The 25,109-nt window shown below is 61.0% G+C and carries 29 protein-coding genes; 12 read left to right on the forward strand and 17 right to left on the reverse strand.

Annotation, left to right across the window (positions count from 1 at the left end; all coding sequences use genetic code 11):
• Positions 1 to 500 precede the first annotated feature (500 nt).
• Complete coding sequence (locus NF876_RS02655; RefSeq protein ID WP_262265635.1) at positions 501 to 905, forward strand: hypothetical protein; 405 nt, start codon at positions 501 to 503, stop codon at positions 903 to 905.
• 144 nt (positions 906 to 1,049) lie between these two features.
• Here the strand turns inward: NF876_RS02655 and NF876_RS02660 are convergent, their stop codons facing one another.
• The 6 genes from NF876_RS02660 to NF876_RS02685 all read right to left on the reverse strand — a co-directional run bounded on the left by NF876_RS02660 (position 1,050) and on the right by NF876_RS02685 (position 4,555).
• Positions 1,050 to 1,301 (reverse strand): hypothetical protein, encoded by a 252-nt coding sequence (locus NF876_RS02660; protein ID WP_210807528.1) that lies wholly within the window; start codon positions 1,299 to 1,301, stop codon positions 1,050 to 1,052.
• Positions 1,302 to 1,641: 340 nt separating this feature from the next.
• Positions 1,642 to 2,073: a PRC-barrel domain-containing protein gene (locus NF876_RS02665; protein ID WP_210807530.1), complete on the reverse strand. Its 432-nt coding sequence runs from the start codon at positions 2,071 to 2,073 to the stop codon at positions 1,642 to 1,644.
• 209 nt (positions 2,074 to 2,282) lie between these two features.
• Positions 2,283 to 2,507 carry a hypothetical protein gene (locus NF876_RS02670; RefSeq protein WP_210807532.1) on the reverse strand — a complete coding sequence of 75 codons (225 nt, stop codon included), beginning with the start codon at positions 2,505 to 2,507 and terminating at the stop codon, positions 2,283 to 2,285.
• An 89-nt stretch (positions 2,508 to 2,596) separates the two neighbouring features.
• Positions 2,597 to 2,881: a hypothetical protein gene (locus tag NF876_RS02675; protein ID WP_262267371.1), complete on the reverse strand. Its 285-nt coding sequence runs from the start codon at positions 2,879 to 2,881 to the stop codon at positions 2,597 to 2,599.
• Positions 2,882 to 3,450: 569 nt separating this feature from the next.
• Positions 3,451 to 4,041, reverse strand: a complete 591-nt coding sequence (locus NF876_RS02680; protein WP_210807534.1) for a LemA family protein — start codon at positions 4,039 to 4,041, stop codon at positions 3,451 to 3,453.
• A gap of 166 nt (positions 4,042 to 4,207) precedes the next feature.
• Positions 4,208 to 4,555: a hypothetical protein gene (locus NF876_RS02685; RefSeq protein ID WP_210807536.1), complete on the reverse strand. Its 348-nt coding sequence runs from the start codon at positions 4,553 to 4,555 to the stop codon at positions 4,208 to 4,210.
• Between the two features lie 268 nt (positions 4,556 to 4,823).
• Here NF876_RS02685 and NF876_RS43380 point away from each other — a divergent pair, with 268 nt between their 5' ends.
• Positions 4,824 to 5,003, forward strand: a complete 180-nt coding sequence (locus NF876_RS43380) for a NepR family anti-sigma factor (protein WP_210807538.1) — start codon at positions 4,824 to 4,826, stop codon at positions 5,001 to 5,003.
• Positions 5,004 to 5,133: 130 nt separating this feature from the next.
• A complete protein-coding gene (locus tag NF876_RS02690) occupies positions 5,134 to 5,523 on the forward strand; it encodes a hypothetical protein (RefSeq protein WP_210807540.1) in 390 nt (129 codons plus the stop codon).
• Positions 5,524 to 5,810: 287 nt separating this feature from the next.
• Here the strand turns inward: NF876_RS02690 and NF876_RS02695 are convergent, their stop codons facing one another.
• Positions 5,811 to 7,868, reverse strand: coding sequence for a response regulator (locus NF876_RS02695; RefSeq protein WP_262265634.1), 2,058 nt, complete (start codon positions 7,866 to 7,868; stop codon positions 5,811 to 5,813).
• 794 nt (positions 7,869 to 8,662) lie between these two features.
• Here NF876_RS02695 and NF876_RS02700 point away from each other — a divergent pair.
• Positions 8,663 to 9,301 carry a hypothetical protein gene (locus tag NF876_RS02700; RefSeq protein ID WP_262267372.1) on the forward strand — a complete coding sequence of 213 codons (639 nt, stop codon included), beginning with the start codon at positions 8,663 to 8,665 and terminating at the stop codon, positions 9,299 to 9,301.
• A gap of 94 nt (positions 9,302 to 9,395) precedes the next feature.
• Here the strand turns inward: NF876_RS02700 and NF876_RS02705 are convergent, their stop codons facing one another.
• The gene (locus NF876_RS02705; protein ID WP_210807546.1) at positions 9,396 to 9,620 is read right to left on the reverse strand and encodes a YMGG-like glycine zipper-containing protein; all 225 of its coding nucleotides are present in this window, start codon (positions 9,618 to 9,620) and stop codon (positions 9,396 to 9,398) included.
• A 216-nt stretch (positions 9,621 to 9,836) separates the two neighbouring features.
• On the opposite strand from NF876_RS02705, the gene NF876_RS02710 reads away from it, so the two are divergent.
• Both NF876_RS02710 and NF876_RS02715 read left to right on the forward strand, forming a co-directional pair.
• Positions 9,837 to 10,163, forward strand: a complete 327-nt coding sequence (locus NF876_RS02710; protein ID WP_210807548.1) for a hypothetical protein — start codon at positions 9,837 to 9,839, stop codon at positions 10,161 to 10,163.
• Positions 10,164 to 10,178: 15 nt separating this feature from the next.
• A complete protein-coding gene (locus NF876_RS02715) occupies positions 10,179 to 10,430 on the forward strand; it encodes a hypothetical protein (RefSeq protein ID WP_210807550.1) in 252 nt (83 codons plus the stop codon).
• 365 nt (positions 10,431 to 10,795) lie between these two features.
• On the opposite strand, the gene NF876_RS02720 is transcribed toward NF876_RS02715, so the two are convergent.
• From NF876_RS02720 to NF876_RS02740, 5 genes are all read right to left on the reverse strand, one after another.
• Positions 10,796 to 10,987 carry a hypothetical protein gene (locus tag NF876_RS02720; RefSeq protein WP_210807552.1) on the reverse strand — a complete coding sequence of 64 codons (192 nt, stop codon included), beginning with the start codon at positions 10,985 to 10,987 and terminating at the stop codon, positions 10,796 to 10,798.
• A gap of 135 nt (positions 10,988 to 11,122) precedes the next feature.
• Positions 11,123 to 11,332: a hypothetical protein gene (locus NF876_RS02725; protein ID WP_210807554.1), complete on the reverse strand. Its 210-nt coding sequence runs from the start codon at positions 11,330 to 11,332 to the stop codon at positions 11,123 to 11,125.
• 666 nt (positions 11,333 to 11,998) lie between these two features.
• The gene (gene glgC / locus NF876_RS02730; RefSeq protein WP_210807556.1) at positions 11,999 to 13,267 is read right to left on the reverse strand and encodes a glucose-1-phosphate adenylyltransferase; all 1,269 of its coding nucleotides are present in this window, start codon (positions 13,265 to 13,267) and stop codon (positions 11,999 to 12,001) included.
• A 154-nt stretch (positions 13,268 to 13,421) separates the two neighbouring features.
• Entirely contained in the window at positions 13,422 to 14,456 is a 1,035-nt protein-coding gene (locus NF876_RS02735) for a sensor histidine kinase (RefSeq protein WP_210807558.1), read from the reverse strand.
• A 669-nt stretch (positions 14,457 to 15,125) separates the two neighbouring features.
• Positions 15,126 to 15,572 carry a MarR family winged helix-turn-helix transcriptional regulator gene (locus NF876_RS02740; RefSeq protein ID WP_210804856.1) on the reverse strand — a complete coding sequence of 149 codons (447 nt, stop codon included), beginning with the start codon at positions 15,570 to 15,572 and terminating at the stop codon, positions 15,126 to 15,128.
• Positions 15,573 to 15,673: 101 nt separating this feature from the next.
• Between NF876_RS02740 and NF876_RS02745 the strand changes: the two genes are divergently transcribed.
• The 4 genes from NF876_RS02745 to NF876_RS02760 are packed head-to-tail and all read left to right on the forward strand — an operon-like array spanning position 15,674 to position 18,366.
• Entirely contained in the window at positions 15,674 to 16,396 is a 723-nt protein-coding gene (locus NF876_RS02745) for a DUF1428 domain-containing protein (protein WP_262265633.1), read from the forward strand.
• A gap of 5 nt (positions 16,397 to 16,401) precedes the next feature.
• Positions 16,402 to 17,196, forward strand: a complete 795-nt coding sequence (locus NF876_RS02750) for a VOC family protein (protein ID WP_210805991.1) — start codon at positions 16,402 to 16,404, stop codon at positions 17,194 to 17,196.
• A gap of 11 nt (positions 17,197 to 17,207) precedes the next feature.
• Positions 17,208 to 17,708, forward strand: coding sequence for a VOC family protein (locus NF876_RS02755; RefSeq protein WP_210805990.1), 501 nt, complete (start codon positions 17,208 to 17,210; stop codon positions 17,706 to 17,708).
• Positions 17,701 to 18,366, forward strand: a complete 666-nt coding sequence (locus tag NF876_RS02760) for a dihydrofolate reductase family protein (protein ID WP_210805988.1) — start codon at positions 17,701 to 17,703, stop codon at positions 18,364 to 18,366. The genes NF876_RS02755 and NF876_RS02760 overlap by 8 nt, the downstream gene beginning before the upstream one ends.
• A 433-nt stretch (positions 18,367 to 18,799) precedes the next feature.
• Here the strand turns inward: NF876_RS02760 and NF876_RS02765 are convergent, their stop codons facing one another.
• A complete protein-coding gene (locus NF876_RS02765; RefSeq protein WP_247654205.1) occupies positions 18,800 to 20,614 on the reverse strand; it encodes a putative bifunctional diguanylate cyclase/phosphodiesterase in 1,815 nt (604 codons plus the stop codon).
• Between the two features lie 453 nt (positions 20,615 to 21,067).
• Here NF876_RS02765 and NF876_RS02770 point away from each other — a divergent pair, with 453 nt between their 5' ends.
• The gene (locus NF876_RS02770; RefSeq protein WP_262267373.1) at positions 21,068 to 21,781 is read left to right on the forward strand and encodes a GAF domain-containing protein; all 714 of its coding nucleotides are present in this window, start codon (positions 21,068 to 21,070) and stop codon (positions 21,779 to 21,781) included.
• Positions 21,782 to 21,958: 177 nt separating this feature from the next.
• A complete protein-coding gene (locus NF876_RS02775; RefSeq protein ID WP_210805984.1) occupies positions 21,959 to 23,440 on the forward strand; it encodes a methyl-accepting chemotaxis protein in 1,482 nt (493 codons plus the stop codon).
• Positions 23,441 to 23,758: 318 nt separating this feature from the next.
• Here NF876_RS02775 and NF876_RS02780 read toward each other — a convergent pair whose 3' ends face one another.
• The 3 genes from NF876_RS02780 to NF876_RS43385 all read right to left on the reverse strand — a co-directional run bounded on the left by NF876_RS02780 (position 23,759) and on the right by NF876_RS43385 (position 24,791).
• Positions 23,759 to 23,989 carry a DUF6894 family protein gene (locus NF876_RS02780; protein WP_210805982.1) on the reverse strand — a complete coding sequence of 77 codons (231 nt, stop codon included), beginning with the start codon at positions 23,987 to 23,989 and terminating at the stop codon, positions 23,759 to 23,761.
• 1 nt (position 23,990) lies between these two features.
• On the reverse strand, positions 23,991 to 24,461 hold the full coding sequence (locus NF876_RS02785) for a hypothetical protein (protein ID WP_210805980.1): 471 nt from the start codon (positions 24,459 to 24,461) through the stop codon (positions 23,991 to 23,993).
• Positions 24,462 to 24,551: 90 nt separating this feature from the next.
• Positions 24,552 to 24,791, reverse strand: a complete 240-nt coding sequence (locus NF876_RS43385) for a DUF6894 family protein (protein WP_373696613.1) — start codon at positions 24,789 to 24,791, stop codon at positions 24,552 to 24,554.
• Positions 24,792 to 25,109: the final 318 nt, after the last annotated feature.

A 25,109-nucleotide genomic window follows, 5' to 3' on the forward strand; every position in this document is an offset into this window, starting at 1 on the left:
TCCCACCGATCACGATGAATGCCGCCATGACCAGCCCCAGGCGCCCATACCATGCGAACCGCTCGTTGCGTCTCATAGAAAACCGATGGTTGTTGCACTCCGGGACATTATACGGGCGAGTGCCATCAGCCAAGGGATCAGGATCTCGCCCCGCCATCCACAGACAAAGGGGAAGGCGCGGATTCAGGGCCATGTGGATCACTTCTCCAACCGACGTCATAGCCTTTGCCCACGAGCAAAGCTCTCCCTTGTGAAGCTGGGTCAGAGAGTATTCTACAGGGTGGGGCCTGTGCCCGCGCCAAGAGAAAGGCCTGGGAGCCCCCCAGCGGCACCCAGACCTTACCTTACCTAAGGCTCCGGAGGACCAGGGGCGGAGCGGCCTAGATACTCCGGAAGGTAGGGCGGAGGCAGCGTCCGTCCAGCACAGCGATCACGTCGGCCCGATCCCAGGCGATTAACAATGCCCCAATAGGTGCGGCAATATTCCTCTTTATCCACAAGTGTTTAACGGAACAGATGCGGCCATCGCGACGTTTCTGGAACTCACGGCGATGGCTGGGGAGCATTGCCTTTGGGACGACATGGCTTTTGATTCTTCAAATCGGGCTTCCGCTGAGATTGCCCATCACCTGAGCGCTCTTTCCACAAAAGTGGACGAGATTGCCAAGCGTGCTGGTGTATCTGCCTCTGAGCGTCTGGATCTTGAGACCCACCTAGCGGCCCTGGCGTGGCCGGAGCGGCGGCGTCTGGGGTTGATCCTGGAAAGTGCACGTGTCAGCGCGAACAGCGAGGCCGTCCGGGATGCGGTCGCGGTGATGCTCGGACTGGCTTCCGAAGTCTGGGCCAAAACGCCTCCGCCTGCGGAGCGGGACAGCGAGGGAGACGGGGAGCGGGAAAGAGAGTGAACAGCGAGTTGGCGCAACCCTCTGCGGGATAAGCGCTCTGCGCCGTGGATATCCTCCATCGGTAGACCACGAGCAGAACGTACCCATGAAGAGCCCGGGTCTGACGCCCCTTAAGTCTGATCGGAGATGGCAGGATGTTCGGCGTCAGGTGGTATGAGTTCTGTCCTGTGCCCACCGCGACTGATACTGACGTACGATCTCGCGAAGAGTGTTGGCCTCATCCTCGAGACCGTCGGTGGCATAGGCGGCTACGACATCCGAGAGTTGGCTCACAATCTGCTTCGGGGTCTCACCGGCATCCTCAAGGGATTTGAGATGCGCCCGTGCGGCGGCCTCAAAGCTGCTGCCCTTACCGTGATCTTCAACTGCTTCCCGGAAGGTCGGGTCGTGAACCATGATGCCCCTGTCGTGCAGCCTTCTGAGGACTGTCGCGTGTCAGCCTCTCCGAAGGCTTGAAGGAGCACAAGCCATGCAGGCTTGACAGAATGACGCAGGAGCGAAACGCACCGGGAGCATGAAGACGTGCGGAGCGGTTTGATAGTTGCCCGGTGAAATGCGGATCGTTTCAGGATGAACAGCGGTTGGCGGCCTCGCGAGACCTTATGCTACCGCAAGCTACGTCCGGCGACATTCCGCCTCCGGGCGAGCCGCTTGGCGTGCCCCCGACCATGCCACCACAGATCCTGGTCACACCGACAGCGCCTCAGCCCATAGCAGAGTAGGATTGCTGCATCGCTCACGCTGTCGGGGTGGTCTTGTAGTAGGCATCGACCCTGGCGCCGTACTCGTTGTCCGTGAACGGATCCTCCCCGGCGCCGTACTGCGGGGCATCAACCAGTCGATCGCTGTCAATGTCGACCACATAGCCGCCCAGCCGCGGGTCATAGGTCAGAGCCCGCCAGGGCAGCGGATGGTAACTCTCGCCGATTCCGAGAAAACCGCCGAAGCTCATCACCACGTAGGCGACCTGACCGGAGATCTTGTCGACCATGAAGTTGTACACGCTCCCGAGCGGCTCGCCGGACCGGTTGAACACCGGCGTGCCCTCGACCTTGCTGGAGGCAATCAGACGCCGGGTCTCCTCAATGGCAATCCCCTTACCCGACGGGTCGAGCTCCATGGAGCCCGGTTCGCGAAACTGTCTTTCGTTTGGCAACTGCGTCGGCATGATCTTCTCCTCCCGAGGGGAACGTCATGCTGGAGCGCCCGTTCCGGCCTGCTTGGGTGCTCAACACGGCACGCCAAGGTTCGATGTGCCTGTTCAGGTCACTGAGACCGAGCCGAAGGCCAAGGGTACGACCGAAATCAATCCTCCCAGAGTTGGATGACAGAGGTAGGCGCGACCAGGCCGAGAGAGTGGAGAACGTGAGGTGGGCTCTAGGTCGCCTGGAAGGCTCGGCGGGCTCGTTCCCGGATTTCGTCCAACTCGTCCTGGAGGGAATTGATCTGCGCTTCCAGCTCCTCGAGGGAGGCACAATCCGGAGTGATGAACAGGCGGCCGTCCTCGCCTCTGGTGTAACGCAGGAGGGCAACCCTAACGGAGGCTGGGTTGTCGGGAGTTCCCGGAGTGATCACCAGCTCAAAGGCTCCCAACAAGTGCATGGGGCTGTCTCCTTCCCCGGTTTAGAGCGCCCGGATTGAGAAGGATTGTAGAGGGTTGCGGCGTTATTGCCTGTGGCCAACCACGCGGTCTATGAACAGGACCCGATCTGCCAATCCGGAAGAGGAGGATGGCTGAACATCAACCCGGCCGGAACACAGTCAGGACGGCTCGTACTCAGGCCTGAGGCAGGTTGGGAATTGATGGACCCGGTTGTTTCCGGATCGGAGACCGTGTCGAACTTCTGGGACCAGAGATGATGCTGCCAGGATGTATCGGAGATCGTGTTCTCGGATACGGTACTCTCGGCTGCGGCAACGGAGAGGGTAAGGCCCGCCAGCAACATCGCGGCTGCGGGAATTCTGACACCGATCATGGTAGCCTCCACAATTGAACTAGAAAATTAATCCTCAACCGCTCAACACCGTTCCCGTGCGGCAAGAGACATTGACCACTCGTGCCGCTCACTAGGACATGCTCGTCAATGGCGTTTCGCGCCTGGACCGCAGCCATCTTGAGATCAATCACGTCAACGGTCGGACGCACCGGCTTGGCGCAAAGGCGGTTCGAGGCGGGAGATCGCCAGGGCCCGGCCCAGTTTTGCCTGAGATCACCAACACTCCGAAGTCCGGCCATCCCAGCCGCGCGGACTCGAACCAGTCAAGGGAGCCCGGCATGTCAGCGTCGGCCAGGACCGCCTTGATGTCAGGCCGCTGCGTCATGATCTCGAACCTCGTCGGCATTCTCAGCCTCCAGGACCCAGAAGTCTGCCTCACGCAGAATGTCGACATGTGTCAGGCGGACCAGCGGTTCGTCCCCGACCAGGAGGACTACCGGCCGATTCAGGATTTCGCTGCGGGGCTTCATGTGCGCAGCAATGGGCACTTGCAAACTTGGTTCCACACCGACAGGGATTTACGAACTTCAGGGCATGGTCGTGCCGAGCTACGGCTTCGCCGGGGTCGGCGGCTGTTCGATCTCGGCCTGGGCAAACGTGGTCAGCGGCTTCGCTTTCGGATCGACGATGGTAGCAACCCAGCCGCCCGGGAACCGGCCCAGTTTCTCGTTATGGGCCCGCACGGCGCCGATGAGATCGCTGCGGGCCACCACCAGCTGGTCTTCCTGCCGCTGGAACTCCCGCAGCCGGTTCTGCAAGGCCGTGTCGCCCGTGAGCTCGGGGTAGCGCTTGATGGTTGCATACAGCCTCTCCAAGGCATCTGAGAGGCGCTGTTGGGCCTGTTCGTAGTGCCGGAAGCGATCCGGCTCGGCGAGGAAGCCATCGGCGTTACGAATGGCGACCACCTCGTCATGGGCCGCCATGACCGCGTCGAGCACCTCGCGTTCGGCCGGGGCCTTCTTCCGCACGGCCTCGACCAACGGGGGCACCTGATCGGCCCGTTGGTGGTATTCGCGGAGCACCTCGCTCCAGGCCTGCTGGGCCCGTTCTCTCAGGCTGGGCACGTCCCCAGGTGCACAGGCCATCACGCCAAGGGTGAGGCCGAGGGCAAGGCTCCAAGCTCCCAAGCGCGCACGCACCGCTTCCTCCTGGCCTGGAGGGGCCAATTGACCAAACCAGCCGCGAAGAGCTGGCCATTGCTCCCGTAACCCGAGCCGTCGGCGCTGGTTCCCAGTTCTGAGAGCTGCCATCCTCGCGGACGACTCCAGCTGAACCCGATGTCAGAAGGTCTCCCCTGAAACCCGATCAGAGCTTCTTGCCTTTGGCGGCAACTGGACGCCGGGATCCGTGCTCAACCAATACCTCGGTTTCCGGCGTCTTCTCAGCCGAATGGCCCTGGAACGGCATGGCCGCCCACGCCCTTGCAGCCTTCAGCTGAAAGAACTCGGCGGCCCGCTGGACATCGGGATCGGGCGAGAAGGCCTGGAGACTCTGGAGGGTGAGCACCAGACGGCGACGGTAGGGCCACGGCAGGGCGGCCAACGTGTCGTCCACGTTCAGGCGCGCAGCCCCTTCCACTCCAGCCTGATCGGCAACGTCCTCGATCCGCCTCTGAACGGCACTCAGGCTCGCCGGGGTGGGAATATCACTCATTGAGACAATTCACGGGTACACTGCAAAACTGCCTCGGCAACGGCCACAGCACCAGTTTCGTTCCTCCGGCCCTGCCCTTGGTGACAATTGCACCCTCAAGTGAAACCTCAGCAGTGGCTTAGCGCCAAAAGCAAGAACCGGATGATCGATCCGAAAAAGCCAAGCTAAACCTCAGAGACGGCTGGCTAATCTTCTCCCCCAAGCCGGGCTTTAACCAGCTATTAACCATGCCTTTACATCCTCAGGTTCAGTGAATCCCGGAGATACCATGGCTGGTGACAGACAGAATTTCGAAAAAGGACATCTTGGCAAAGCAGCCCAGGTTCGGATCGGCCGCAGGCTGCGATTGGTCTACCGCCCCCTCATCGGCGAGCCGATCCCCGACGAGTGCGTTGATCTGCTCCTTGCCCTCAGGCGGAAGGAACGGGAATTGGGTCGCTCAGCGTAGCCCTCGTTGAGCGCCAAGCCCCAGGGCCCACCATGCAGCCCTGCTTCGGCTCAATGGTCCCGCTGAAACCCAAACTCGCCAAGCATCGTTAGCTTCCCTGAGGCTTGTCCCACTCTGTAGGAGTAAGGTCATGCGTAAACTGGCAGTTCTCTCGGCGGTGGCCCTGGTCGGGTTTGGATCCATGGCGGCCAGCACGGATGCGGAAGCCCGCTCGCGCCGCAACACCGGAGCCGTGGTCGCGGCCGGCGTGGCCGGCCTCGCGGCCGGCGGCCTGATTGGCGCTGCCGCGTCCAGCGCTTACGCAGCTCCCGCCTATGGCTACGGCTATCCGGCCTATGGCTATGCGCCCGTCATGACGACCCGTGTGGTGCGCACCTATGACGATTACGATTATGCGCCGGCCCCGGTCTACCGCACCAGACGGGTGGTCCGGTACTCGGCGCCGGTCACGTACGGCTATGCGCCCGCGCGCTACGGCTATTCTTGGGGCGGTCCCGCTTACGGCTACTACGGCTGGTAGGTTACGGCTACTACGGCTGGTAGGAAAGCCATAATGGGTGGTGGATAGCAGCGAACAGCCGAGCCCCGGGGGTGCCACCCGTCGCTTATGAGACAATAGGTCTCTTGCGACGCACGCTTTGGACGCTATGTCGGCTTGAACACGCGGTGCTCTTTGCCCCCAACCTGTAGCTCGCGTGTGAGAAGGCCCTGGTCAATCGGGGCCTTTCTTTTGGCTCACGTTGGAGGCTTGTGTCGCTGCAACCCATCCACACCTGGGATGAGACCGTCTGACACTCCCGCGATGAATTACTCCGCGGCGGATGCCGGAAGCGATCCGACATCACGAGGCTGGGGAGCTGCCATGACGGACTGGATCTTCGCTGCGAGATCGTGGGTCCGATAAGGCTTATAGAGGAAGTCGACGTCATCGATCGTCCCGTCGTCCACATAGCCGGTGGTCAGGAGCACCCGGATGTCCGGCGTTTCACGCTTAATCACGCGTGCAAGATCGATGCCGTTGAGTTCACCCGGCATCCGTACGTCTGAGAACACGAGGCGCACGTGTCCGTCCTCTTTCAGCAGCCGAAGCGCCTCGTCGGCGGATGCAGCCTCGATTGCCTCGAAACCCAGCGAGCGGATTGTCGAGATCGCCACTTGGCGAACTGCCGGATCATCCTCGACGACGAGCACGGTCTGCCCAGCCCCGAAGGGCTCTTCAATGGCGGGGTGGGTTTCCTGCGGACGCTCGACGACGCCTTCCGTCCGGGGCAGAAACATCCGGATGCTCGTACCCTCGTTCGGTACGCTGTCTAACTCCACATGGCCATGGGATTGCTGGACGAAGCCATACACCATGCTGAGCCCAAGGCCCGTGCCCTTGCCACTCTCCTTGGTGGTGAAGAACGGCTCGAACACGCGCTGCAGCACCTCGGGAGGCATGCCGGTTCCGGTGTCGCTGACCGTGATCATGACGTACTCGCCAGCCGAGACAGCATTGCCTTCTTCCATCACCCGGTTTTCGACGGCAATTGTCAGGTCGCCGCCCTCGGGCATGGCGTCACAGGCATTGACCGCAAGGTTGAGAAGAGCAGCCTCGAACTGCGCCCGGTCGACTTGAATGGGCCAGATCTCCTGCTCCAGCTGAAGGCTGGCGTTGATGCGCTCCCCCAGCGTCCGTTGCATCAGGTCGAGCAGCCCTGGCATGAGGGTGTTCACGTCGATGGTCGAAACCTGCAGGGGCTGGCGGCGCGAGAAGGCGAGAAGCCTGTAGGTGAGATCGGCACAATGCTGAGCGCTCTCCATTGCCATCCGAACGCGCCTCTCGGCCTTCTCGTTGCCCTGGATGGATTTCCGAAGCAGATCGAGATTTCCGATGACGACGCTCAGCATGTTGTTGAAGTCGTGGGCGATGCCGCCCGTCAGGCGGCCGACCGCATCGAGCTTGCTGGCGTGGAGCAGGTTCTGCTCCATCTGCTTGCGCTCGGTGATATCGAACCACATGCCGAAGAATTCCCGCGGGCGTCCCTCTTCGTCGCCCATGAGCACGGTCTGGTCGAGGACATGGCGGTCCGTCCCATCGGCGCAGCGCCAGCGGTACTCCAGGCTGACGGTGCCGTCCTCCGCCAGATCGTGAAGCTGAGCCAAGATCCGGTCGCGATCCTCCGGATGGAGCCGGGACGACCAGAAATCCGGCCGTTCGAGAAAGGCCTCCGGCCCGAAGCCGGTGATCCGCTCGATGCTCTCGTTCGTAAAATGGAGTTGCCGGTTATCCTCCGTCACGGAGGCGGTATAGAGCGCGATTGGCAGCGACCGGAGGACGAGAGACTGGTGCTCCTCGCGCCGCCGCAGGGCCTGCTCGGCCTTCAGCTTCTCGCTGCGGACCCGCAGGTTTTCCATGAGCAGCCGCCGCTCCTCCTCGCCCTTCCGGCGGATCTCCTCCGTCTTGCGGTAGAGGTCGACGAAGATCTCGACCTTGGATTTCAGGATCAGCGGCTCGATCGGCTTGAACACGTAGTCCACCGCGCCCGCCGAATAGCCGCGAAAGACATGCACGTCGTCCTTGTTGACGGCCGTGAGGAACAGGATCGGCACCCGCGCCGAGCGCGGCCGGGCCCGGATCAGGCCGGCGACCTCATACCCATCCATCCGCGGCATCTGCACGTCGAGCAGGATAACAGCGAAATCATGTTGCAGGACGTGCCGCAAGGCCGCCTCGCCGGAATCAGCCGTGATGATCTCGATGCCGGGCCAGCGCAGCATTTCTTCCGCGGCCAGGAGATTCCTGTGATCGTCATCAACCACCAGGATCTTGGCAGGGATCGGATCTGACAGGGGGGATCCCGAGCCGAGGCGGAGTGCGCCCACGTGTGCCTCGACCTGCCTATAATCTTCCATCATGAATTCAGCTTGGTCCACGCACAAAGGGCCGGCTTGTTATCAAATATCCTCATTCGAACATAGTGGTCCAAGCTTGTGTGCAGGTGGCGCTCAGGTCCATCGGTAAGCCACAGACCCGGCCGAAGAGACGACCGACACCAAGTCTGTGACCGAACACCATCTCAGCTCGGTCGATGTGCCAAATTTGTCGCCTGTCACAGTCTGCACGGAGCCTCCGTCATTGGTTGAGCTGCATACGGTCTTGAGCGTTCAGCGGTGCCGGATTGCAGTGGTCAAGAACCAGATTCCTCCAGTCGATCCTGGTACCGACAAGGTGGTGATGATCATTCACCCCGAGTAGATGGCGTTTACAAGGACGCTATGGGCCTGCGGTTTCGCCCGAAAGCCCATGGTCCACCAGGTATTTTGTGCTCCCATCCAACCCGGATATTCCGCGCTTTTTCTTTTGCCTGATCTTCGTAGTCAACATAGTGTGGTTTCTATCTGGCAAAAGCAACAAATCATACGATGGCGCAATGGCAGAAGTGTAGCAGCCTTCTAAGAAATCTATTCTGAACAAATATTCAGAAAAATGAACCAGCCTCTGCCTTTATAGCTATGCGGACAGATGGAGCCAGCTCGGTGAAGACTTTTCTGGCAATCGAATTCATCAAATTTATCTTCCTACAGATGTGGTGCGTGGGAACATCGACCTTCGTCAGCTCGTTTGTGTGCGCTGATGCGGGCTCCCACGAGCCCGATCATGAATGGAGGTTACACAGATGCGTAAAGCGTTGCTGACGACGGTTGCTGCTGCGGCTTTCTCCCTGAGCCTTGCGGCTGTGGCTCAGACGAGCGGTGGCTCATCAGGAGGTGCGTCCGGTGGTTCGTCGGGTGGAACAACGGTTGCACCCAGCACGTCCGGTGGCGGCTCCGGAGGCGCTGCGTCCGGCACCTCGGGCGGAACGTCTGGAGGAACCTCATCTGGGGGTTCGGGCGGAGCTGCTGGTGGCACGTCCGGCGGAGCCGCAGGTGGAACGTCTGGTGGCGCTGCGAGTGGCACGAGTTCTGGTGGGGCAGCCTCGGGCACAACTTCGAGCGGCGCAGCTTCCGGGACGTCTGGCACGAGTGGTGGCGCGGCAGCAGGCGCCAGCAGTTCAACGACCGTCAACATCACGGGCGAGCAGCGCACCCGGGCGGTCGAGTCTCTCCGTAGCGTGAACATCTCGCCAGTCCGGGAGAACATCAACATCACGGTGGGCCAGACTGTGCCGACCACGGTGACCCAGCTGGTCGACTGCCCGACGACGCTGGAGAGCCTGATCACGGGCGTGCGTGACTGTAAGGTCGTGCTGGTGGGCGACCGCTACTATATCGTCGAGGGCAGCAGCCGACGCGTCGTCACCGTCATCGAGCGATAAGCCTGAAAGGAGTTCGGGCTCTAAGTTTGCTTCGGCCCCGTGTGGCGCCAGCCACACGGGGTTTGCTCTTGCGGTCTTTCTATGCCGAACGAGACTAGCGCCGCCGCGTCGTACGCCGCCGGGTGTCGCCCTGGACTTGATCGACGACACCACCGGGCGCTCCTGCCACCGCCCCAGCTCCAGCCCCGACGACGGCCCCGACCGGTCCTCCGACCACCGCGCCGGCAGCGGTGCCAACTGCGGTGCTGGTGGTTTGCTGCCGCGTGGCGCAGGCACCCGCCAGGAGACACAGAGCTGTCACGAACACAAGTTTCTGCATGAACTTTCTCCACTGGATCCGATCTGGGATCAGCCCGACAACTCCGGGAAAGCTGGACAGTTCGGTGGCAGAACCGGAAAAGCAGGGAAAATCCTGAATATCGTTATGTTCTCAGGACTGAGGGCAGCGGAATGAATTGGGGGGCGATGAGCGGAACGGTCCCAGACGAGCCCGCGTTGGACAGCAGAACTTAACCCAGGTTAAGGGAGGCCGCACATGCGCCTCAGTCCGAGAACGTTCCTAATCGTCGGCGTTGCCATGGCCGGCATGGTGGAAAAGGCACAGGCTCAGGGCCAGCCTCAATCCTCCGAGACGCTCAAATCCGAAAGCACCGGCCCGCAGGATCCACGCTCAACTGGCTCGGTCGGCCGCTCGAACGCACCGCTCAGCGACAAGCTGGATCGCACCGATGGCGTGATCCGTCCGCCTGCCAACATCGCGCCCGACATGACGGTTCGCCCACCGGTTCCGCACCCCGGCACCACGCCCGTCATTCCGCCCCCGGGATCGCCAGGTGGCGACCAAAGCGTCGAGCCGAAATAGTGACTTGGTGCCAACATGCGGTTAGCTTCTGACGCTGCCCCGCTCGATCAGATCATTGAGCTCGCCCATGAGATCATTGATGAGTGCCCCTCGTGTGCGGGCACGGCTTCGGAGATCGCCATGTGGGCCAACGAAATCAGGGAACGCCGGCCCAGCCGTGAGGAGCTGACGGCTCTGGTCGATGCCACCTGCCCCGGCTTGCCTGCGGATCAGCGAACGCAGCTGATTGATGGCTTGCGGGCTTTTGTCCGCTTTGCCGAGAGCTGAACCGCCATCGCGGAACCGGTGCATGCCCGGGACGTTCCCGCGGCAAGGCTGGGCTTGTCGCAAAGCCTAACCATGTCCCACACCCGTCCTTCAAGGTCCGGTTGGGTCAGCCAATTGGGCCCGTAGAATGCCCTGTGAAACGGAGGGCAGTCAGGGATAAGCGGTGACTTCGGTTTCTGAGTAGGAGAGTAGCAACGTCTGTTCCATCAACGGTAGGAGGCATTTCATGGTCGACCTGGGCTCGTGGCAGGACATCATCCTCCTCGGTGGATCCGTCCTCGTCACGGTGGTGATCTGCAGCCTTGAGGGATGGATGCCCCAACTCAGCAGTTCGGACACAATTCTGTGCCCCGCGGAAGCACGCCCTACGGAAGCTGTGCGACGTAGAGCCGGTCGAACTCGGCCGGGACATGCTGCAGTCCATCGGCATCCGTGATGAGGATGTCGGTGATCCCGTCGGTGTCCAGCTGGCGAGCCTTCGCGAGCGCTGCGGCGGCGCTGTCGCAGGTGATGGCCACGACTCCGTTCTGGCCGTTTCCGGTTACGACAAAGAACATTCTGTCTCCACTCTGTTGTCTTGTGTTGTGGGCATATGGATGCCCGGCGCCCGTTCGACTTCATGGGCGCCGGCCATATCGTACCAATCAAATCGTTTGACGGAGACGCAACTCGCCTCGTTCCTGTGCATCCGATCAGGCTGCCGCGTGGAAGAGATAGAAGCCGTTGGCTCCGGCTGAAATCTCCGCCGCTTCGGCATCGAAACCTGACAGGGCTTGGATGTCGAGCGAACAGCCGTACTCCCATGCCTCCGGGGTGACGAATGCCGGAACGGGAATGTCTTCCGGCACCGCACAGAACAAATCAGCTTCGCCCTTGCGCCGGAACAGGTTGTAAGCGCGCATTGATCCCTCTCCTCGCTCTTACCCTCGGGCCAGCCTTGCTAATGGCGCAGTGCGGCAGGAGTGTGGATCTCAGAAGAAGCCGGGCGCTGCTGGGTGTCCGAATTCGGAACAGGCTAGATCTCAGGAGCGGTGCCACGGACCGTGATCGGATCGGCGGCGCGAACACATTGGGCAGACGCGTCAAGGAGTTTTTCGGGCGCTTGTTCGGCGACAGCAAGCTGCGGGCCGAGGGCCGGATGGATCAAACTGAGGGCAAGATCCAGAGCTCTGTTGGGGTTCAAGAACAGCTTGCGTGAGAATGGTAGATTCGGCTCATGATGGCCTGGGCGTGGGCTACCCTTCTTGCGGCACCGCTCGGAACAACTGTGGGCCGGTTGTGATCGGAACGATTGGGCCGGACAGTGAGGGGTTATAGAAAATGCCCCAGAACAGCATCAACGAAGGGCGGGCGACGACCCGTTGCCGTTCTTGCGCAAAGGCGGGTCATTGCGGTGGTCATCCGGAGAGCCGGAACGTAACAGTAGGTTTTCACGAGGCAAGTCCTCCCTTACAGATGGTACAGTCGGCGTCAGAGCCTCCCTGCCCTGAGCCTGGGGCAGGCAGTCAAGACCGGAAGCCACCCGGCCGGTGTTCGATTCTCCACCGCAGATGCCGGTGCTCAAGGCCCTACTTGCCGAGTCGATCAACCATGGGCTGGGTGATCAGGCAGACGCCACTGTCGGTGCGCCGGAAGCGCTGTCCGTCCAGATCCGGGTCCTCGCCCACCACGAGCCCCTCCGGGATCCGAACACCGCGATCGACAATGACCTTCCTCAGCCGGGCCGAGCGAGCAATCTCGCCCCCCGGCAGCACCACCGCCTCCTCCAGCTGTGCTCCGGGGTGAACCTGCGTGCCGGTAAACAGGAGCGAGCCTCGCACCACCGCTCCCGAGACGATGCAGCCGCCGGACAGAACCGAGTTGACGACCTCTCCTCGCCGTCCGACCTCCTCCTCGATCACCTTGGCCGGCGGGGTGATCTCGGCATGGGCCCAGATCGGCCAGGCGGTGTCGTACAGGTCCAGGGCCGGCGTAGCATGGGTTAGGTCGATGTTGGCCGCCCAATAGGCGTCCAGAGTGCCGACATCGCGCCAGTAGGCTTCTGCTTCCCCGGAGGAGCGCACACAGGAGTGCGGGAACCGGTGCGCCACGGCCTTACCATGCTCGACGAGATACGGGATGAGGTCCTTGCCGAAATCCCGGCTCGAGCCGGGCGTAGCGGCATCGCGCTTCAGCTGATCAAAGAGAAAGCGTGTGTTGAAGACGTAAATCCCCATGCTGGCGAGTGCCATATCAGGCTTGTCGGGCATCCCCGGCGGATCAGCAGGTTTCTCCAGAAACGAGACGATGCGGTCCGTCTCACCGATGTCCATCACGCCGAAGCCAGTTGCCTCCATGCGCGGCACTTCGAGGCAACCGACCGTGACATCCGCGCCCGAGTCCACATGCTGGCGCAGCATGAGCTCGTAATCCATCTTGTAGATGTGATCACCTGCCAGGATCACGATGAACTCGGGGGCATAGCTCTCAATGATGTCGATGTTCTGGTAGACCGCATCGGCCGTGCCCTCGTACCACATGGTCTCGGAGACACGCTGGCTCGCCGGTAGGATGTCGAAACTCTCGTTGCGCTCGGCTCGGAAGAAGTTCCACCCCCGCTGCAGGTGCCGGATGAGGCTGTGGGCCTTGTACTGCGTGGCCACCGCGATGTGACGAATGCCGGAGTTCAGCGCATTCGAGAGGGCAAAGTCGATGATCCGCGATTTGGCCCCGAAGTATACGGCCGGCTTGACCCGCTTATCGGTGAGTTCCAGGAGGCGGCTGCCGCGCCCGCCGGCGAGAACATAGGCCATGGCGTGGCGGGCCAACGGGGCAGAGGCGGCAGCAGTCTTGAGCATGGGCGTGTCCTCTCATCCGGCGGAGCTCTTCCGGCCCGCTAAGCTTCTATGTCCTGAGATGAAAGGAAGTTCCCGGTCGACAAGGGATGGCGGCACGGTAATCGGCTGCCCGGCATCGTCGCTTGTCATTCCTACAACCCGGACCTAGCCTCCTTCATCCCTGAGACGCAGACACCGGGAAACACACCTGAGCGCGTGTTCCAGGCGAGAGCGGCTCGATCTCGTGCCGACCGTTAAGCTGCATCACGAACGAACGGATCAGGCGCCGACCCAGACCCGTCGATGTCGCGGAAGAGGTGCTTCCCTGGGTAGCGGGCAGACCCACGCCATTATCGCTGACGCCAAGGCAGTATTCATCGCCGGTACGCGTAAACGCCACCCTGACATATCCGCTACGATCATCCGGAAAGGCGTACTTGAGCGCGTTGACCAGGAGCTCGTTGATAATGAGCCCGACTGAAACCGCCTGATTGAGTGGAATGGGGTGGCTTTCGGCTTCGACATCAAGGCGAATGGGGCGAAGGCCGATCAAGGCTGCCTCCAGGTCGCAGCAGAGTTCCTCGATGAACGAGCGGCTGTCCGCCAACACGGCTCCCTCGAACCGCACCAGACGCCGCTGCACTTTGGCCATGACGCTCACGCGCTCCGCGGCGGTCATGAAATCCTCGCGAGTAGGCTCCTTGGCGCTGCGGGCCTGGAGGTGGAGAAGCGAGATCACCGTATGCAGATTGTTCATGATCCGGTGATTGGACTCGATGAGAAGCTCGGCCTTGTCGGCTTCCGAGGCCTTCGCAGCTTCATGTGCCCGCTTCAGTTCTGCATGGGCTTCCTTGAGTTGGCGGTAGGCAGCATGCTGAGCCTCGATGATGAGCGTGATGGCGATCCCGATCACCACAAACAGACACCAGCCGAGAAACTGGCCCGGGTCTCCGATTGCGAAGCTGCCGATCGGCTCGAGAAGGAAATAAGCTGAGAGGGCGGCGCTCAGCACCGTTGCAACGAGGCCGCTCCCTCGGTTGAAGAGAACAGCTGACAGAATAAGCGCCGGAAAGAACAGAAGAAAAGGAAATTCCCTCAGCACATCAGAGAAGATTTGCCTGAGAATGAACGCCACTGCCACAAGGATAGCTGTCGCACCGTAGCGAACAGACCATGGTAGATGTCGAAGAGACCGCGTTTTGTCGAACAATTCCCTCATCGCAAGGAGGGTAAGCGAACCGCTATAGCTATGGTTCCCTGAAATATTACTTCGAAAAAGTTTTCGAACGAGGCAAAAGTGTGATGCTGCTCAGGAGGAGATCAGAACAAGAGCTGTGCAATGACACGTTTGGTACGATCGGATCCGCAACTGGTGGCGCGAGGCTTGAAGTCTGACTCTATGCGTTGGGCAAAGTACCTGGACATTCATCGGGTAAACCGCTGTTGTTTCGGCCTAATCCTGCCCACGAAGCCTCCAGGCAGAGTCACTCGTTCGGGCGGGTCTGTCGGGTAGCCGCATCCTTTCTGTCGACGCGTCCGCGATACTGTATGGCTCCTCAGACGCCCGAACCGAGGCGTATTAGGCCGCCGGCCCGCTCGACACACCTGCGTTGGAGAGCATGTTCCTACTACGTACTGCGTTAGCGCTCAACCAGGAGCAGATCTTGCGCCGATCCCTTCTTCAGAGCGCACGGGTCAGTACGAACAATGCAGCAATCCAGCGTGCTGTAGGCGTGATGATCGCACGGGCCGCGGAAGTCTGGGCCCGGATCCCGCCTTCGGGCAGCCGGGGTGGTGAAAACACACAGGCCTGACCGGCGCTGAACCCATCGAGCGAGTAGGCTTTATCCGATCTCCCCGAGTCGGGCGACCGATGATCTCAGGAGAGGGCCTTGAGTGCTCCTCTTAGATCAGAGGGCTCCCTCTCGGCCAAGCAGGCTTCAACGTTGTCATGGGTTTCCCGCCAGATTGGGATGGCCGAGGCCAGGACCTCCCTGCCCTTGTCGGTGAGGCGCAGGAGGCGATTGCGGCGGTCCTCGGGATCCCGGGCGATGGCCACTAGGCCGTCCCGCTCCAGCGGCTTCAGGGCGGCCGTCAGCGTAGTCCGGTCCATGGCGAGCAGCTGCGCCACCGGGGCGATGGACGGCGGTGCGGGACGATTGAGCGCGTTCAGCAGTGAGAACTGCCCCGAGGTCAGCCCGACAGGCCGCAGGGCCTCGTCGAACAACCGCGACAGGGCGCGAGCGGCGCGCTGGACGTGCAGGCACAGGCAGGCGTCGCGGATCAGGCGGGTGGTCTCGTAGGGCACGTCCTGAGGGTTTGACATTGCCTGATTATGTTGATATCAACTGATTTGTCAAGTAGAACAGGCGCGGGAAGCGCTGCGGCATCCGGCTCCGATTCCAGGAGTCTCAAGGGAGATACGCAATGACATATGTCGATGGCTTCGTGCTCGCCGTGCCGGCGGACAAGAAGGAAGAATACCGCCGCCACGCCGCCGAGGCCGCTCCCCTGTTCAAGGAGTTCGGCGCCACCCGGATGGTGGAGTGCTGGGGCGACGACGTGCCGGACGGCAAGCTCACGGATTTCCGCCGCTCGGTGCAGGCCAAGGACGACGAGACCGTGGTGTTCAGCTGGATCGAGTATCCGTCGAAAGAGATCCGGGACGCCGCCAACCACAAGATCATGACCGATTCACGCATGCAGGCCATGGGCGAGCAGATGCCGTTCGACGGCAAGCGCATGATCTTCGGCGGCTTCGACACTATTGTCGATGAGGATAGCTCGGGCACGGCCGGCTACACCGACGGCTTTGTCGTGCCGGTCCCGTCGGAGAAGAAGGCGGACTACCTGGCTTTGGCCCAGCGTATGGCCGGCAAGTTTAAGGAGTATGGTGCGGTCCGGGTGCTCGAGGCCTGGGGCGACGACGTGCCGAACGGCGAAGTGACTGACTACTGGCGCGCCGTGCAGGCCCAGGACGGGGAAGAGGTCGTCTATTCCTACATTCAGTGGCCCGACAAGGCGACCCGGGATGCGGGCTGGGCCAGGATGATGGCAGCGGATCCTGAGCAGAGCACTCCGATGCCGTTCGACGGCAAGCGCATGTTCTGGGGCGGCTTCCGCCCGATCCTCGATACGGCGGCGGAGTAGGGACGATGGCCAATCCTGCGGGCAGCTTCATCTGGTATGAGCTGATGACCCCTGACCCGGACGGGTCCAAGCGCTTCTACGACGCGGTGGTCGCGGGCTGGACCATCGAGGCGCAGCCGTCAGGCGAGATGGACTACCGGATGATTTCCCGAAGCGATGGCGGCAACAGCGGCGGCGTGTTGCGGCTCACCGAGGAGATGCAGGGGCATGGCGCGCGGCCGTGCTGGCTCGGCTACCTCGGCGTCCCCGATGTCGATGCGGCGGTCGCCCGGATCGAGGAGGACGGTGGGCGGACGCTGATGCCGGCCCACGACATTCGCGGCGTTGGGCGCATCGCCATGGTGACTGATCCCGACGGCGCGCCCTTCTACCTGATGACACCAACCGCGCCCGCCGGTCGGCCTGATGTGGAGAGCGACGTCTTCTCCGTCGATCGTCCGCAGCACGTCCGCTGGAACGAGCTGCAGGCAAGCGACCAGGATCGGTCGGTCGCCTTCTACACCCGGCACTTTGGCTGGCGGCAGGAGGGCGACATGGATATGGGCGACTTCGGCTCCTACCGCTTCCTCTACCACGGCGAGACCATGATCGGCGCCATCATGCCGAGGATGCCGCAGGTGCCCCAGGCTGCGTGGACCTTCTACATCGGAGTCGGCGACATCGACCGGGCCGCGGACGCCGTGCGGGCCGGCGGTGGTACGATCCTTCATGGCCCCAGCGAAATCCCGGGCGGCGAGTATTCGCTGACCGCTGTTGACCCCCAGGGCGCCGCCTTCGGATTGGTCGGCCCGCGTCGGTAAGGAGAAATATCATGGCCAACGACAAGCTCATGACCTGCCTGTGGTTCGATCACGGAGAAGCCCGCAAGGCTGCGGAGTTCTACGCCGCAACCTTTCCCGACAGCAGTGTTGGCACTCCCATGCACGCCCCGTCGGACTTTCCGGGTGGAACAGAGGGCACCGAACTCACGGTCGAGTTCACCGTGCTCGGCCGGCGGTTCGTCGGCCTGAACGGCGGGCCCAATTTCAAAGCTAATGAGGCGGTCAGCTTCATGGTCCTGACCGACGATCAGGACGAGACGGACCGATATTGGAACGCCATCGTCAGCAATGGCGGGCAGGAAAGTGCCTGCGGCTGGTGCAAGGATCGCTGGGGGTTTTCGTGGCAGATCACACCCCGTGGGCTGCTGCGGGCCAACAGCAATCCTGACAAGGCCGCGGCCAGGCGAGCGTTCGAAGCGATGATGACGATGCGCAAGATCGACATCGCCCGGATCGAGGCTGCGGAGCAAGGAGTAGCCGTCGATGCGTAAAATCATCGGCTCCCTGTTCCAGTCGCTCGACGGCGTGATCCAGGCACCAGGCGGACCCGAGGAGGATCAGACCGGCTTTGCGCACGGCGGCTGGGTGTTCCCCTATTTCGACGACACGCTGGACGGGCCGATGGGGCGGCTGCTGGGCGGCAGCTATGAGCTTCTGCTTGGCCGGCGAACGTACGAGATCTTCGCCGCTTACTGGCCGCACAACGGCGACCAGCCGATCGGCGAGACGTTCAATGCCGTTCGAAAACATGTTGTGACATCGTCCGACCGGCCGCTGACGTGGAACAACAGCCAGCGGCTCGCCGGCGACCCCGCCGAGGCTGTCGCACGCCTCAAGGCCAGCGATGGACCGGACCTGCTTATTCAGGGCAGCAGCATGCTCTATCAGGCGCTGCTTCCCGCAGGCCTTGTCGATCAGCTGGCATTGATCACCTTCCCGGTCATGCTTGGGCGTGGCAAGCGCTGGTACTCGGGCGATCCGGCGACAGCCCGGTCCTGGACGCTGGTCGAGCAGGCGCACTCGCCGAAGGGCGTCCACTTCGCATCGTTTGTGCGTAATGGAGAGGTTCGCACCGGCAGTTTTGCCACAAAGCCCCCAAGCGATGACGAACTTGCCCTCCGTCAGCGTCAGGCGGACGGTCGCTGGTGAATCTGCGGCTCTTCGGCCACCCAGTCAAAAGGTGCTGATCGCGCTATGGGCGGGTCAGACCCGTCCAAGTTCCGTAAGCTTGGTCCCGGTCACCTGGAGAACGGCAGCGAGCTGCGCCGCTGTTGGCCGTTCGAACAATTCCCTGCTGATCGGCGGTGATCGATCAGGGATGAGCGCTGGGTGGCTCGTAGGTTTTCAAGGGCAGTCTTCAGCCTCCTAGCTCCGGAAGCGGTCGGTTTGGTCTCGGCCACCTTCGGAGTCTGTGACTGAGTCGTTGTGGCGTCCGAGTTGGGTCAAGCACTGACGGTCCCCTGCCCTCTGGGAACGTCCGGTGTTCCCTGCCGGAGCTGACGTTCGGCTTAATTCCGGAACGTGCCAGAAGTGGCCACTCAGCATTTTGATGAAGGATTTACCTAAAGTCCTTCAGAGAGCATCACGCAACGAGTCGTTTTGAGCACCTGGCATGTTGCAACCAACCCTGAAATTCCTGGGAGGGAAGCGGCCGGGCAATCAGGTAGCCTTGGGCTTCATCACATCCGAGACGAAGCAGGGTGTCATAAGCCTGCTGTGTCTCGACACCCTCGGCAACCACCCGAAATCCAAGACTGCGGATGAGCGAGATCGTAGCGCCAACAACCGTGACGCTGCGACCAGGGCTGCCCAAATCCTGCACAAATGAGCGGTCGATCTTCACAACATTAGCTGGGATCTTCTCCAAGTAGGATAAGCTGCTGTATCCGGTGCCGAAATCGTCAATGGCGATCCGAAAACCAGCGACTCTCAGTGCGTTCATCTGCTCTAGCGCACTGTGGCCCTTGCGGATGATTTCACTCTCGGTCAGTTCCAGCTCAAAGGCCTGCGGCGGAACGTTGCTTTGGCGAGCCATGGCAATGAGGCGGGAGGAAAAGTCGTCTTCGTCCAAGTTTGCTGCAGAGATGTTGACTGACAGGGTCAGGTCACTGCCTTCCGTCCGCCAAGTGGCGAGTTGCCCTAGGGCAGCGGTTACGACCCACTCCGTCATGTCACGGGAAAGAGCCGTCTGCTCGATGATCGGGATGAACTCTCCTGGAGAAACATGTCCAAGGGTCGGATGGCGCCACCGCAGCAGCGCCTCCGCCCCTATGCAACGCCCGGACCGCTGATCCATCCGGGGCTGGAACACGAGGCTCAGTTGATCGGGGGCGGCAAGCGCATCTGGAAAGTCGGACAAGAGCTGGAAGCGGCGACGATGGGCTTCGTCGCGGGACGCTGAGTAGACGCTGAGCGCTTCCCCGGCATTGCGTGCATCCTGAGCCGCACTGTGGGCCGCTCGCAGCATGTCCTGCGGGGTTGCCTCCCCAAGTCGGAACGGCGCCACGCCGAGAGCCGCCCGAATGGCCAATGGTGTGCTCTGGGCTCCAGAGACCGTGGCCAGTTCCTCCCGTATTCGGGTGGCTTCGGCAACCAGATCCCCATCATTGAGACTTGGAAGGAGGTAGCCAAGATGGGTTGGACCGATCTGATAGACCGGTGTCGTCTGGCTGACGAGACGGCGCAGGCGCTGACTTGCAGTCCTTATCAGGTCATCGGTGAACGCTGGACCGATTGCGTGGAGCGCTGCCGTGTGTTGGGTAGGATCAATCAGATCGACGGCCACTGCGAGCCGTGGCTCCCCAGGATAATCCCGCGCCAGATCCTCAACATCTTCAACAAACTGGTTTCGATTGGAGAGGCCACTGACCGGGTCGATCCGGCCGAAAGCATGCTGCAACTCAATCTGAGCCATAACGATCGCGGCGAGATCTTTGAGCGCTGCCATCTCCTGCTCTGTGACTGTCCGGGGCTCAGTGCCAAGTACGCACATCGCGCCAAGTGCATGTCCATCCCGTGTCATCAGCGGCGCTCCTGCATAGAAGCGGATCCCGGAATGAGCGAGGAGGCTATCCTTGTAGTACTCGTCTTTATCGAAATCCGGGATCACGAGCAGGTCAGCGCTTTCCGCGACCCGCCTGCAAGGGGCCTTCTCCCGTGGGATCTGCCAATAATCAACGCCGACCCGCGACTTGAACCATTGCCGGTCCCTGTCGGTGAGGGAAACTGCAGCAATTGGCAGATTGAACAACTGGCTCGCCATCCGGGTGATCCGGTCGAAGCTCTCACTAGGTGCTGTATCGAGCAGGTTCAACTCATACAAAGCGTTCAGGCGAGTGTCTTCCGACCCGTCCTGAATCGAACATGCTCTACTCATTGCTCGAAGATCGCTTTGCATTATGAAACGTCCGCGGCAGCCGAGCCAAAGGATCGCGGCCTGTTTTGGTGACCAGGACAAGGGGAATACCGGGCTCACACCGGCATGACAGAGGCGGCATCATGCCTATGACCGGGCGCCGAGAGGCGCACCGCTCAACCTGCCATCTTGAGACAGAGCAATCATGCCGAAACAGGCTTGCCTCGGCAATGAGGTGAGCCATTTTAGCTCTTCCTTAATTAAATCATAGTAAACGGCACTCCGAAGTCAGCATCTGAGCGTGAACCCGAGCCTCGCACTTTACAAACCATCCTCGTACCGCTCAAAATTAGGGCCTTCTCATCTCTGTCATCGTGATCTCTCACAAGACCATCTTCCGCCATGACGTTACATTATCCGATCCCTGCCAATGAGGCCGAGCGGCTGGACGCTTTGCACCGCCTCAGGATCCTCGAGGGTCGGCTCCCGTCTGGCATGGACAGGATCTGCTCCATCGCACAGGACCTGTTCCAAGTGCCGGTGGTGCTGATGGTTTTCCTCGGTGAGCGATCCGCCTGGATCAAAAGCGGCTCTCAGCCAGACCTCTTGGAGGAACCTCGGGAGCCGTCCTTTTGCAACTACACCATCATGCACGATGAGGTGTTCGTGGTGAACGACGCCAAGGCCGACCGGCGCTTCACAGACCATCCCTATGTGACAGCCACTCCCCCCCTTCGCTTTTACGCTGGCGCTCCGTTTGTCACCGAGCCTGGGATTCGGATTGGCTCAATTTGCCTCGTCGATCATGTGCCTCGTGACTTCACGCCCGGTCAAATGAGACTGCTCGCGAACCTGGCACGACTGGCGGTGGACGAATTGTGGCTCCATCACCTACAGCAGACAGGTTTGGCTGATGCCGAAGCCATAAGGCCAAGGGATGTCAATCTCGATTTCCAGATTGAGCCTACTCTGACCGCGGCACAGGTCCGCGCAGGACGTGGCATGGTAAACTGGTCCGTCCGAGAGCTTGCCGAAGCGGCAGGGGTGGCTCCGATCACGGTGAAGCGCCTTGAGGCGAAGGTCGGCGACTTAGGCACAAACAATGTAAGCGCCGAAGCGATCCGTGGAGCTCTAGAGCGGGCGGGAGTGGAATTCGTATTCGAAGCAGGCACCAATCCAGGTGTTCGGCCGCGCCGACCTGGCCATTGATGCTGTCATGAGTTTATGCCTGATATAATCCCTTATTAAGAACTCCTGCTTAAAATTAGATCAGCTTAAGCGGGGACAACCCCGCCGCTGATGCATTCCACCCTCCCCTTTGGCGCTCATGCCCTCGCGGAGCGAGCGGTGGCATGCGCGCAAAAAACACTAAGGGAGTTAGGGGCCATGTTCGCGTTTCTGTCCGCACGAGAGATGAAGGCTCAGGTTGAGGCCCTAAACCGGTCCCAAGCGGTGATCGAGTTTGAGCTCGATGGCACAATCCTGAACGCGAACAAGAACTTCCTAGCCGTGATGGGATATACCCTCGATGAGATCAAGGGACGGCATCACAGCCTGTTCGTTGACCCAACCGAACGGACGAGCGCTCACTACAAGGAGTTCTGGGCCAGGCTTGGCCGGGGCGAATACCAGTCTGCGGAATTCAAGCGCATCAGCAAGGACGGCAAGAGCGTCTACATCCAGGCCACCTACAATCCTGTGTTCGGGCGTAACGGCAAGCCTTACAAGGTCGTGAAGTTCGCCACGGACGTCACGCAGGAAAAGATGCGCATCGCCGACTTCGAGGGCAAGATCGATGCGATCAGCCGTGTTCAGGCCGTCATTGAGTTCAATCTGGATGGCACGATCCTGACCGCCAACGAGACCTTCCTGACCCTGATGGGCTACCGCTTGGACGAGATCCAGGGCCGCCATCACTCCATGTTCGCGACACCGGGAGTTGCGGAGAGCAACGAGTATCGCGAGTTCTGGGCCAAGCTTAACAGAGGCGAGTTCACAGTCGACAGGTACAAGCGGCTGGCAAGAGGCAACCGCGAGGTTTGGATCCTAGCATCTTACAATCCCATTCTGTGCCCGGATGGCCGCCCTTACAAGATCGTGAAGTTTGCAACCGACATCACAGACGCGGTCCAGGAGCGTCTGCGACGGACTGAGATACAAGCGGCCATCGCGAGGGATCTTGAGGACATCTCACAAGCAGCTTCCGATGTGACGATGCAGACCAACAATGCGGCGAGTGCGTCGAGTGAAACATCCGCCAATGTCCAAGCTGTCGCAGCCGGAGCCGATGAACTGGCGGTGTCTGTCAACGAGATCAGCCAGCAGGTCAACCAAGCTTTAGACATTTCGAAGCAAGCGGTAGCTCAGGGACGGCAAACCAATGCCAATGTCCAAGCTCTTGCTGCCATGGCTGAGAAGATCGGCAGTGTGGTCCAGCTGATCAACAATATCGCCGGTCAAACCAACCTTTTGGCCCTCAATGCGACGATCGAGGCCGCGCGGGCGGGCGAGGCCGGCAGAGGTTTTGCCGTGGTGGCGGCGGAGGTCAAGGAACTTGCAACCCAGACTGCCAAAGCCACGGAGGAAATCAGCAGCCAGATCAGTCAGACCCAAGCGGCCACTCAGGAAGTGGTCAGTTCCATCGACGCGATCACAGCGACCGTCGAACGGGTCAATGAAATCTCAGTGGCGATATCTGCAGCTGTGGAGGAGCAATCGGCTGTCACGCGGGAGATGTCAGCAAGCATGAAGACCGCCTCTTACAGCGTGTCTTCCGTGAGCCGTAGCATGGGCGAAATTGCCCGCTCCGCCGAGCTCGTTAGCTCAGCCACCAGCAACGTGAGACAGGCTTCAGCCTCCATTGCTTGAGGATACTTGCTAGTTTTCGTTGCATATCCGAAATCCTGACGGTCAAGACAGAGATGTATGTAAACCCATAGAAGTGAAATGCAGCCTTATAGGCCGGCCTAATGATGTAAAATAAATCTTCGAATGTCTGGGCCAGACATACGCATTCAGTCCCCTCGCTGAACGTCAACCCTCGAGCGCCGAAGCAGACAAAGCGCCTACGTCTCAGGAGTGCCATGAGCGGTCGTTTAGGTCATGGCATGCATCCTGAAGAGATTCGTCAGAAGGACGAAGAGTTCCCGCACCACCTAACCATGTATTCCGCCGGTTCCAGAACCTTCATCCTGGCCGCTCCACGGTCAGTGTGACCCTCAAGGTCAGCCGCATCTGAGACTGTTCGTCCCTGACCTCGACGCGAACCTCCCAGGCTCGTGGCAGCCAATCCCGTCCGAGCGTCAGCACAGTCTGCGTCGCCTCGTGTTCGGCCGCCTCCAGGCTATCAAGTTCAAGACCTTCCGGATCGGGCATGCATTCTGCTCCCTCCCAGACATCGAAATAGAAGCGTGGCATGTCACCCCTCGTGCAGGTGAGCCCTGCGCCGTCTGGCGGGATTTCCCGGCTCGGCACGGGGACGACGAAAAGGTCCAGAGCGAAGGACCTCCCACATGCAGTCGGGCGAAATCGCATCCTCTTGGTGGAACTCCTGGGTTCGCTGCCTGGCGGCGGCCATGAACTCCGCCACCTGAGCCAGCTCGGATTCGTCGAGTTCAGTGCATCCGCAACTGTCGATGATGAGGTGTCTTGCGGGTGAACAGAGTTCCAGCCAGAGCCGTGGCCTGTTTGGGAGCCTTTGCTCTTCCAGGATTTCTGTCAGTCGCACCTCCAGTGCGCCGAACCGGGCAACCGTCACCGTGCGGAAGCCGTGCGCCTCCCAGCGCGTGACGGCCAGCTGAACATAGGCGCGGATGATGCGCTCCTCGTCGCCGTCGGGGCTCATCCCGGCCCAGGCAAGTCCGGTGGGAGTGCCAAGCGTACTAGGCATTGCGGTCTCCAAATCCGACTGGGTCCTGGTCCCGTCTGGGCATGCACACGCCTGACAGCTCACATGATCTGCGAAGCCGTGCGGTTGGCCTCAGTGCTGAAGGAATGGCCCGTCGAGCGGAAGGCTTTTGACCGAAACCCCCAAACCATCGACGATCTCAAGCCACCACCCCTGCCATTCACTCGAGGCCGATGGATCGTCGTTGCTGAGTTCCTCGACGGCCCTGCACGCATGTAGCAAGGCCTCGTCAGGGCAGGATACCTCCACGCCCTCGTTGTCGTGGATGATGTCAATTCCGTCCGTGAGATTGAAATACCACCGCATCGGCATCGCAGGAGTTCAGGGTGTTCGCAGTTCGCCGGCAGTTGCTTGACCGGCGGGTCACGACGACAACCAAAATCCGGCATGTTTACTGAGCCATGCCTTGAGTTTGTTACATGCCGCGGCGCCAATATGCCGATAATTGCCGCGACCGACCAGTCGAGCCTTCTGGAGCGACCGGGCGAAGGCAAAAAATGTTCTTGCGGGCGCCTCCGGCTTGCGCGAAGGAGGAGTGAAGAGCAGAATTTGCTCTGACCTGCCCCGACCTCTACCGAACGCCGGAAAAACCTGGATCCGGAGGATACCGGCCGCTGGACGATGGCGACA

It is taken from the genome of Microvirga yunnanensis (assembly GCF_025460875.1).

Coding starts and splice junctions, on each gene's coding strand:
- glgC (WP_210807556.1), bottom strand. CDS start 13,267: ATGCTCAAGACTGCTGCCGCCTCTGCCCCGTTGGCCCGCCACGCCATG.
- NF876_RS43380 (WP_210807538.1), top strand. CDS start 4,824: ATGGCTGGTGACAGACAGAATTTCGAAAAAGGACATCTTGGCAAAGCA.
- NF876_RS02750 (WP_210805991.1), top strand. CDS start 16,402: ATGGCCAATCCTGCGGGCAGCTTCATCTGGTATGAGCTGATGACCCCT.
- NF876_RS02690 (WP_210807540.1), top strand. CDS start 5,134: ATGCGTAAACTGGCAGTTCTCTCGGCGGTGGCCCTGGTCGGGTTTGGA.
- NF876_RS02720 (WP_210807552.1), bottom strand. CDS start 10,987: ATGTTCTTTGTCGTAACCGGAAACGGCCAGAACGGAGTCGTGGCCATC.
- NF876_RS02710 (WP_210807548.1), top strand. CDS start 9,837: ATGCGCCTCAGTCCGAGAACGTTCCTAATCGTCGGCGTTGCCATGGCC.
- NF876_RS02660 (WP_210807528.1), bottom strand. CDS start 1,301: ATGGTTCACGACCCGACCTTCCGGGAAGCAGTTGAAGATCACGGTAAG.
- NF876_RS02740 (WP_210804856.1), bottom strand. CDS start 15,572: ATGTCAAACCCTCAGGACGTGCCCTACGAGACCACCCGCCTGATCCGC.
- NF876_RS02665 (WP_210807530.1), bottom strand. CDS start 2,073: ATGCCGACGCAGTTGCCAAACGAAAGACAGTTTCGCGAACCGGGCTCC.
- NF876_RS02670 (WP_210807532.1), bottom strand. CDS start 2,507: ATGCACTTGTTGGGAGCCTTTGAGCTGGTGATCACTCCGGGAACTCCC.
- NF876_RS02685 (WP_210807536.1), bottom strand. CDS start 4,555: ATGAGTGATATTCCCACCCCGGCGAGCCTGAGTGCCGTTCAGAGGCGG.
- NF876_RS02715 (WP_210807550.1), top strand. CDS start 10,179: ATGCGGTTAGCTTCTGACGCTGCCCCGCTCGATCAGATCATTGAGCTC.
- NF876_RS02700 (WP_262267372.1), top strand. CDS start 8,663: ATGCGTAAAGCGTTGCTGACGACGGTTGCTGCTGCGGCTTTCTCCCTG.
- NF876_RS02785 (WP_210805980.1), bottom strand. CDS start 24,461: ATGCCTAGTACGCTTGGCACTCCCACCGGACTTGCCTGGGCCGGGATG.
- NF876_RS02675 (WP_262267371.1), bottom strand. CDS start 2,881: ATGATCGGTGTCAGAATTCCCGCAGCCGCGATGTTGCTGGCGGGCCTT.
- NF876_RS02705 (WP_210807546.1), bottom strand. CDS start 9,620: ATGCAGAAACTTGTGTTCGTGACAGCTCTGTGTCTCCTGGCGGGTGCC.
- NF876_RS02760 (WP_210805988.1), top strand. CDS start 17,701: ATGCGTAAAATCATCGGCTCCCTGTTCCAGTCGCTCGACGGCGTGATC.
- NF876_RS02725 (WP_210807554.1), bottom strand. CDS start 11,332: ATGCGCGCTTACAACCTGTTCCGGCGCAAGGGCGAAGCTGATTTGTTC.
- NF876_RS02765 (WP_247654205.1), bottom strand. CDS start 20,614: ATGCAAAGCGATCTTCGAGCAATGAGTAGAGCATGTTCGATTCAGGAC.
- NF876_RS02745 (WP_262265633.1), top strand. CDS start 15,674: ATGACATATGTCGATGGCTTCGTGCTCGCCGTGCCGGCGGACAAGAAG.
- NF876_RS02780 (WP_210805982.1), bottom strand. CDS start 23,989: ATGCCACGCTTCTATTTCGATGTCTGGGAGGGAGCAGAATGCATGCCC.
- NF876_RS02775 (WP_210805984.1), top strand. CDS start 21,959: ATGTTCGCGTTTCTGTCCGCACGAGAGATGAAGGCTCAGGTTGAGGCC.
- NF876_RS02770 (WP_262267373.1), top strand. CDS start 21,068: ATGGACAGGATCTGCTCCATCGCACAGGACCTGTTCCAAGTGCCGGTG.
- NF876_RS43385 (WP_373696613.1), bottom strand. CDS start 24,791: ATGCCGATGCGGTGGTATTTCAATCTCACGGACGGAATTGACATCATC.
- NF876_RS02755 (WP_210805990.1), top strand. CDS start 17,208: ATGGCCAACGACAAGCTCATGACCTGCCTGTGGTTCGATCACGGAGAA.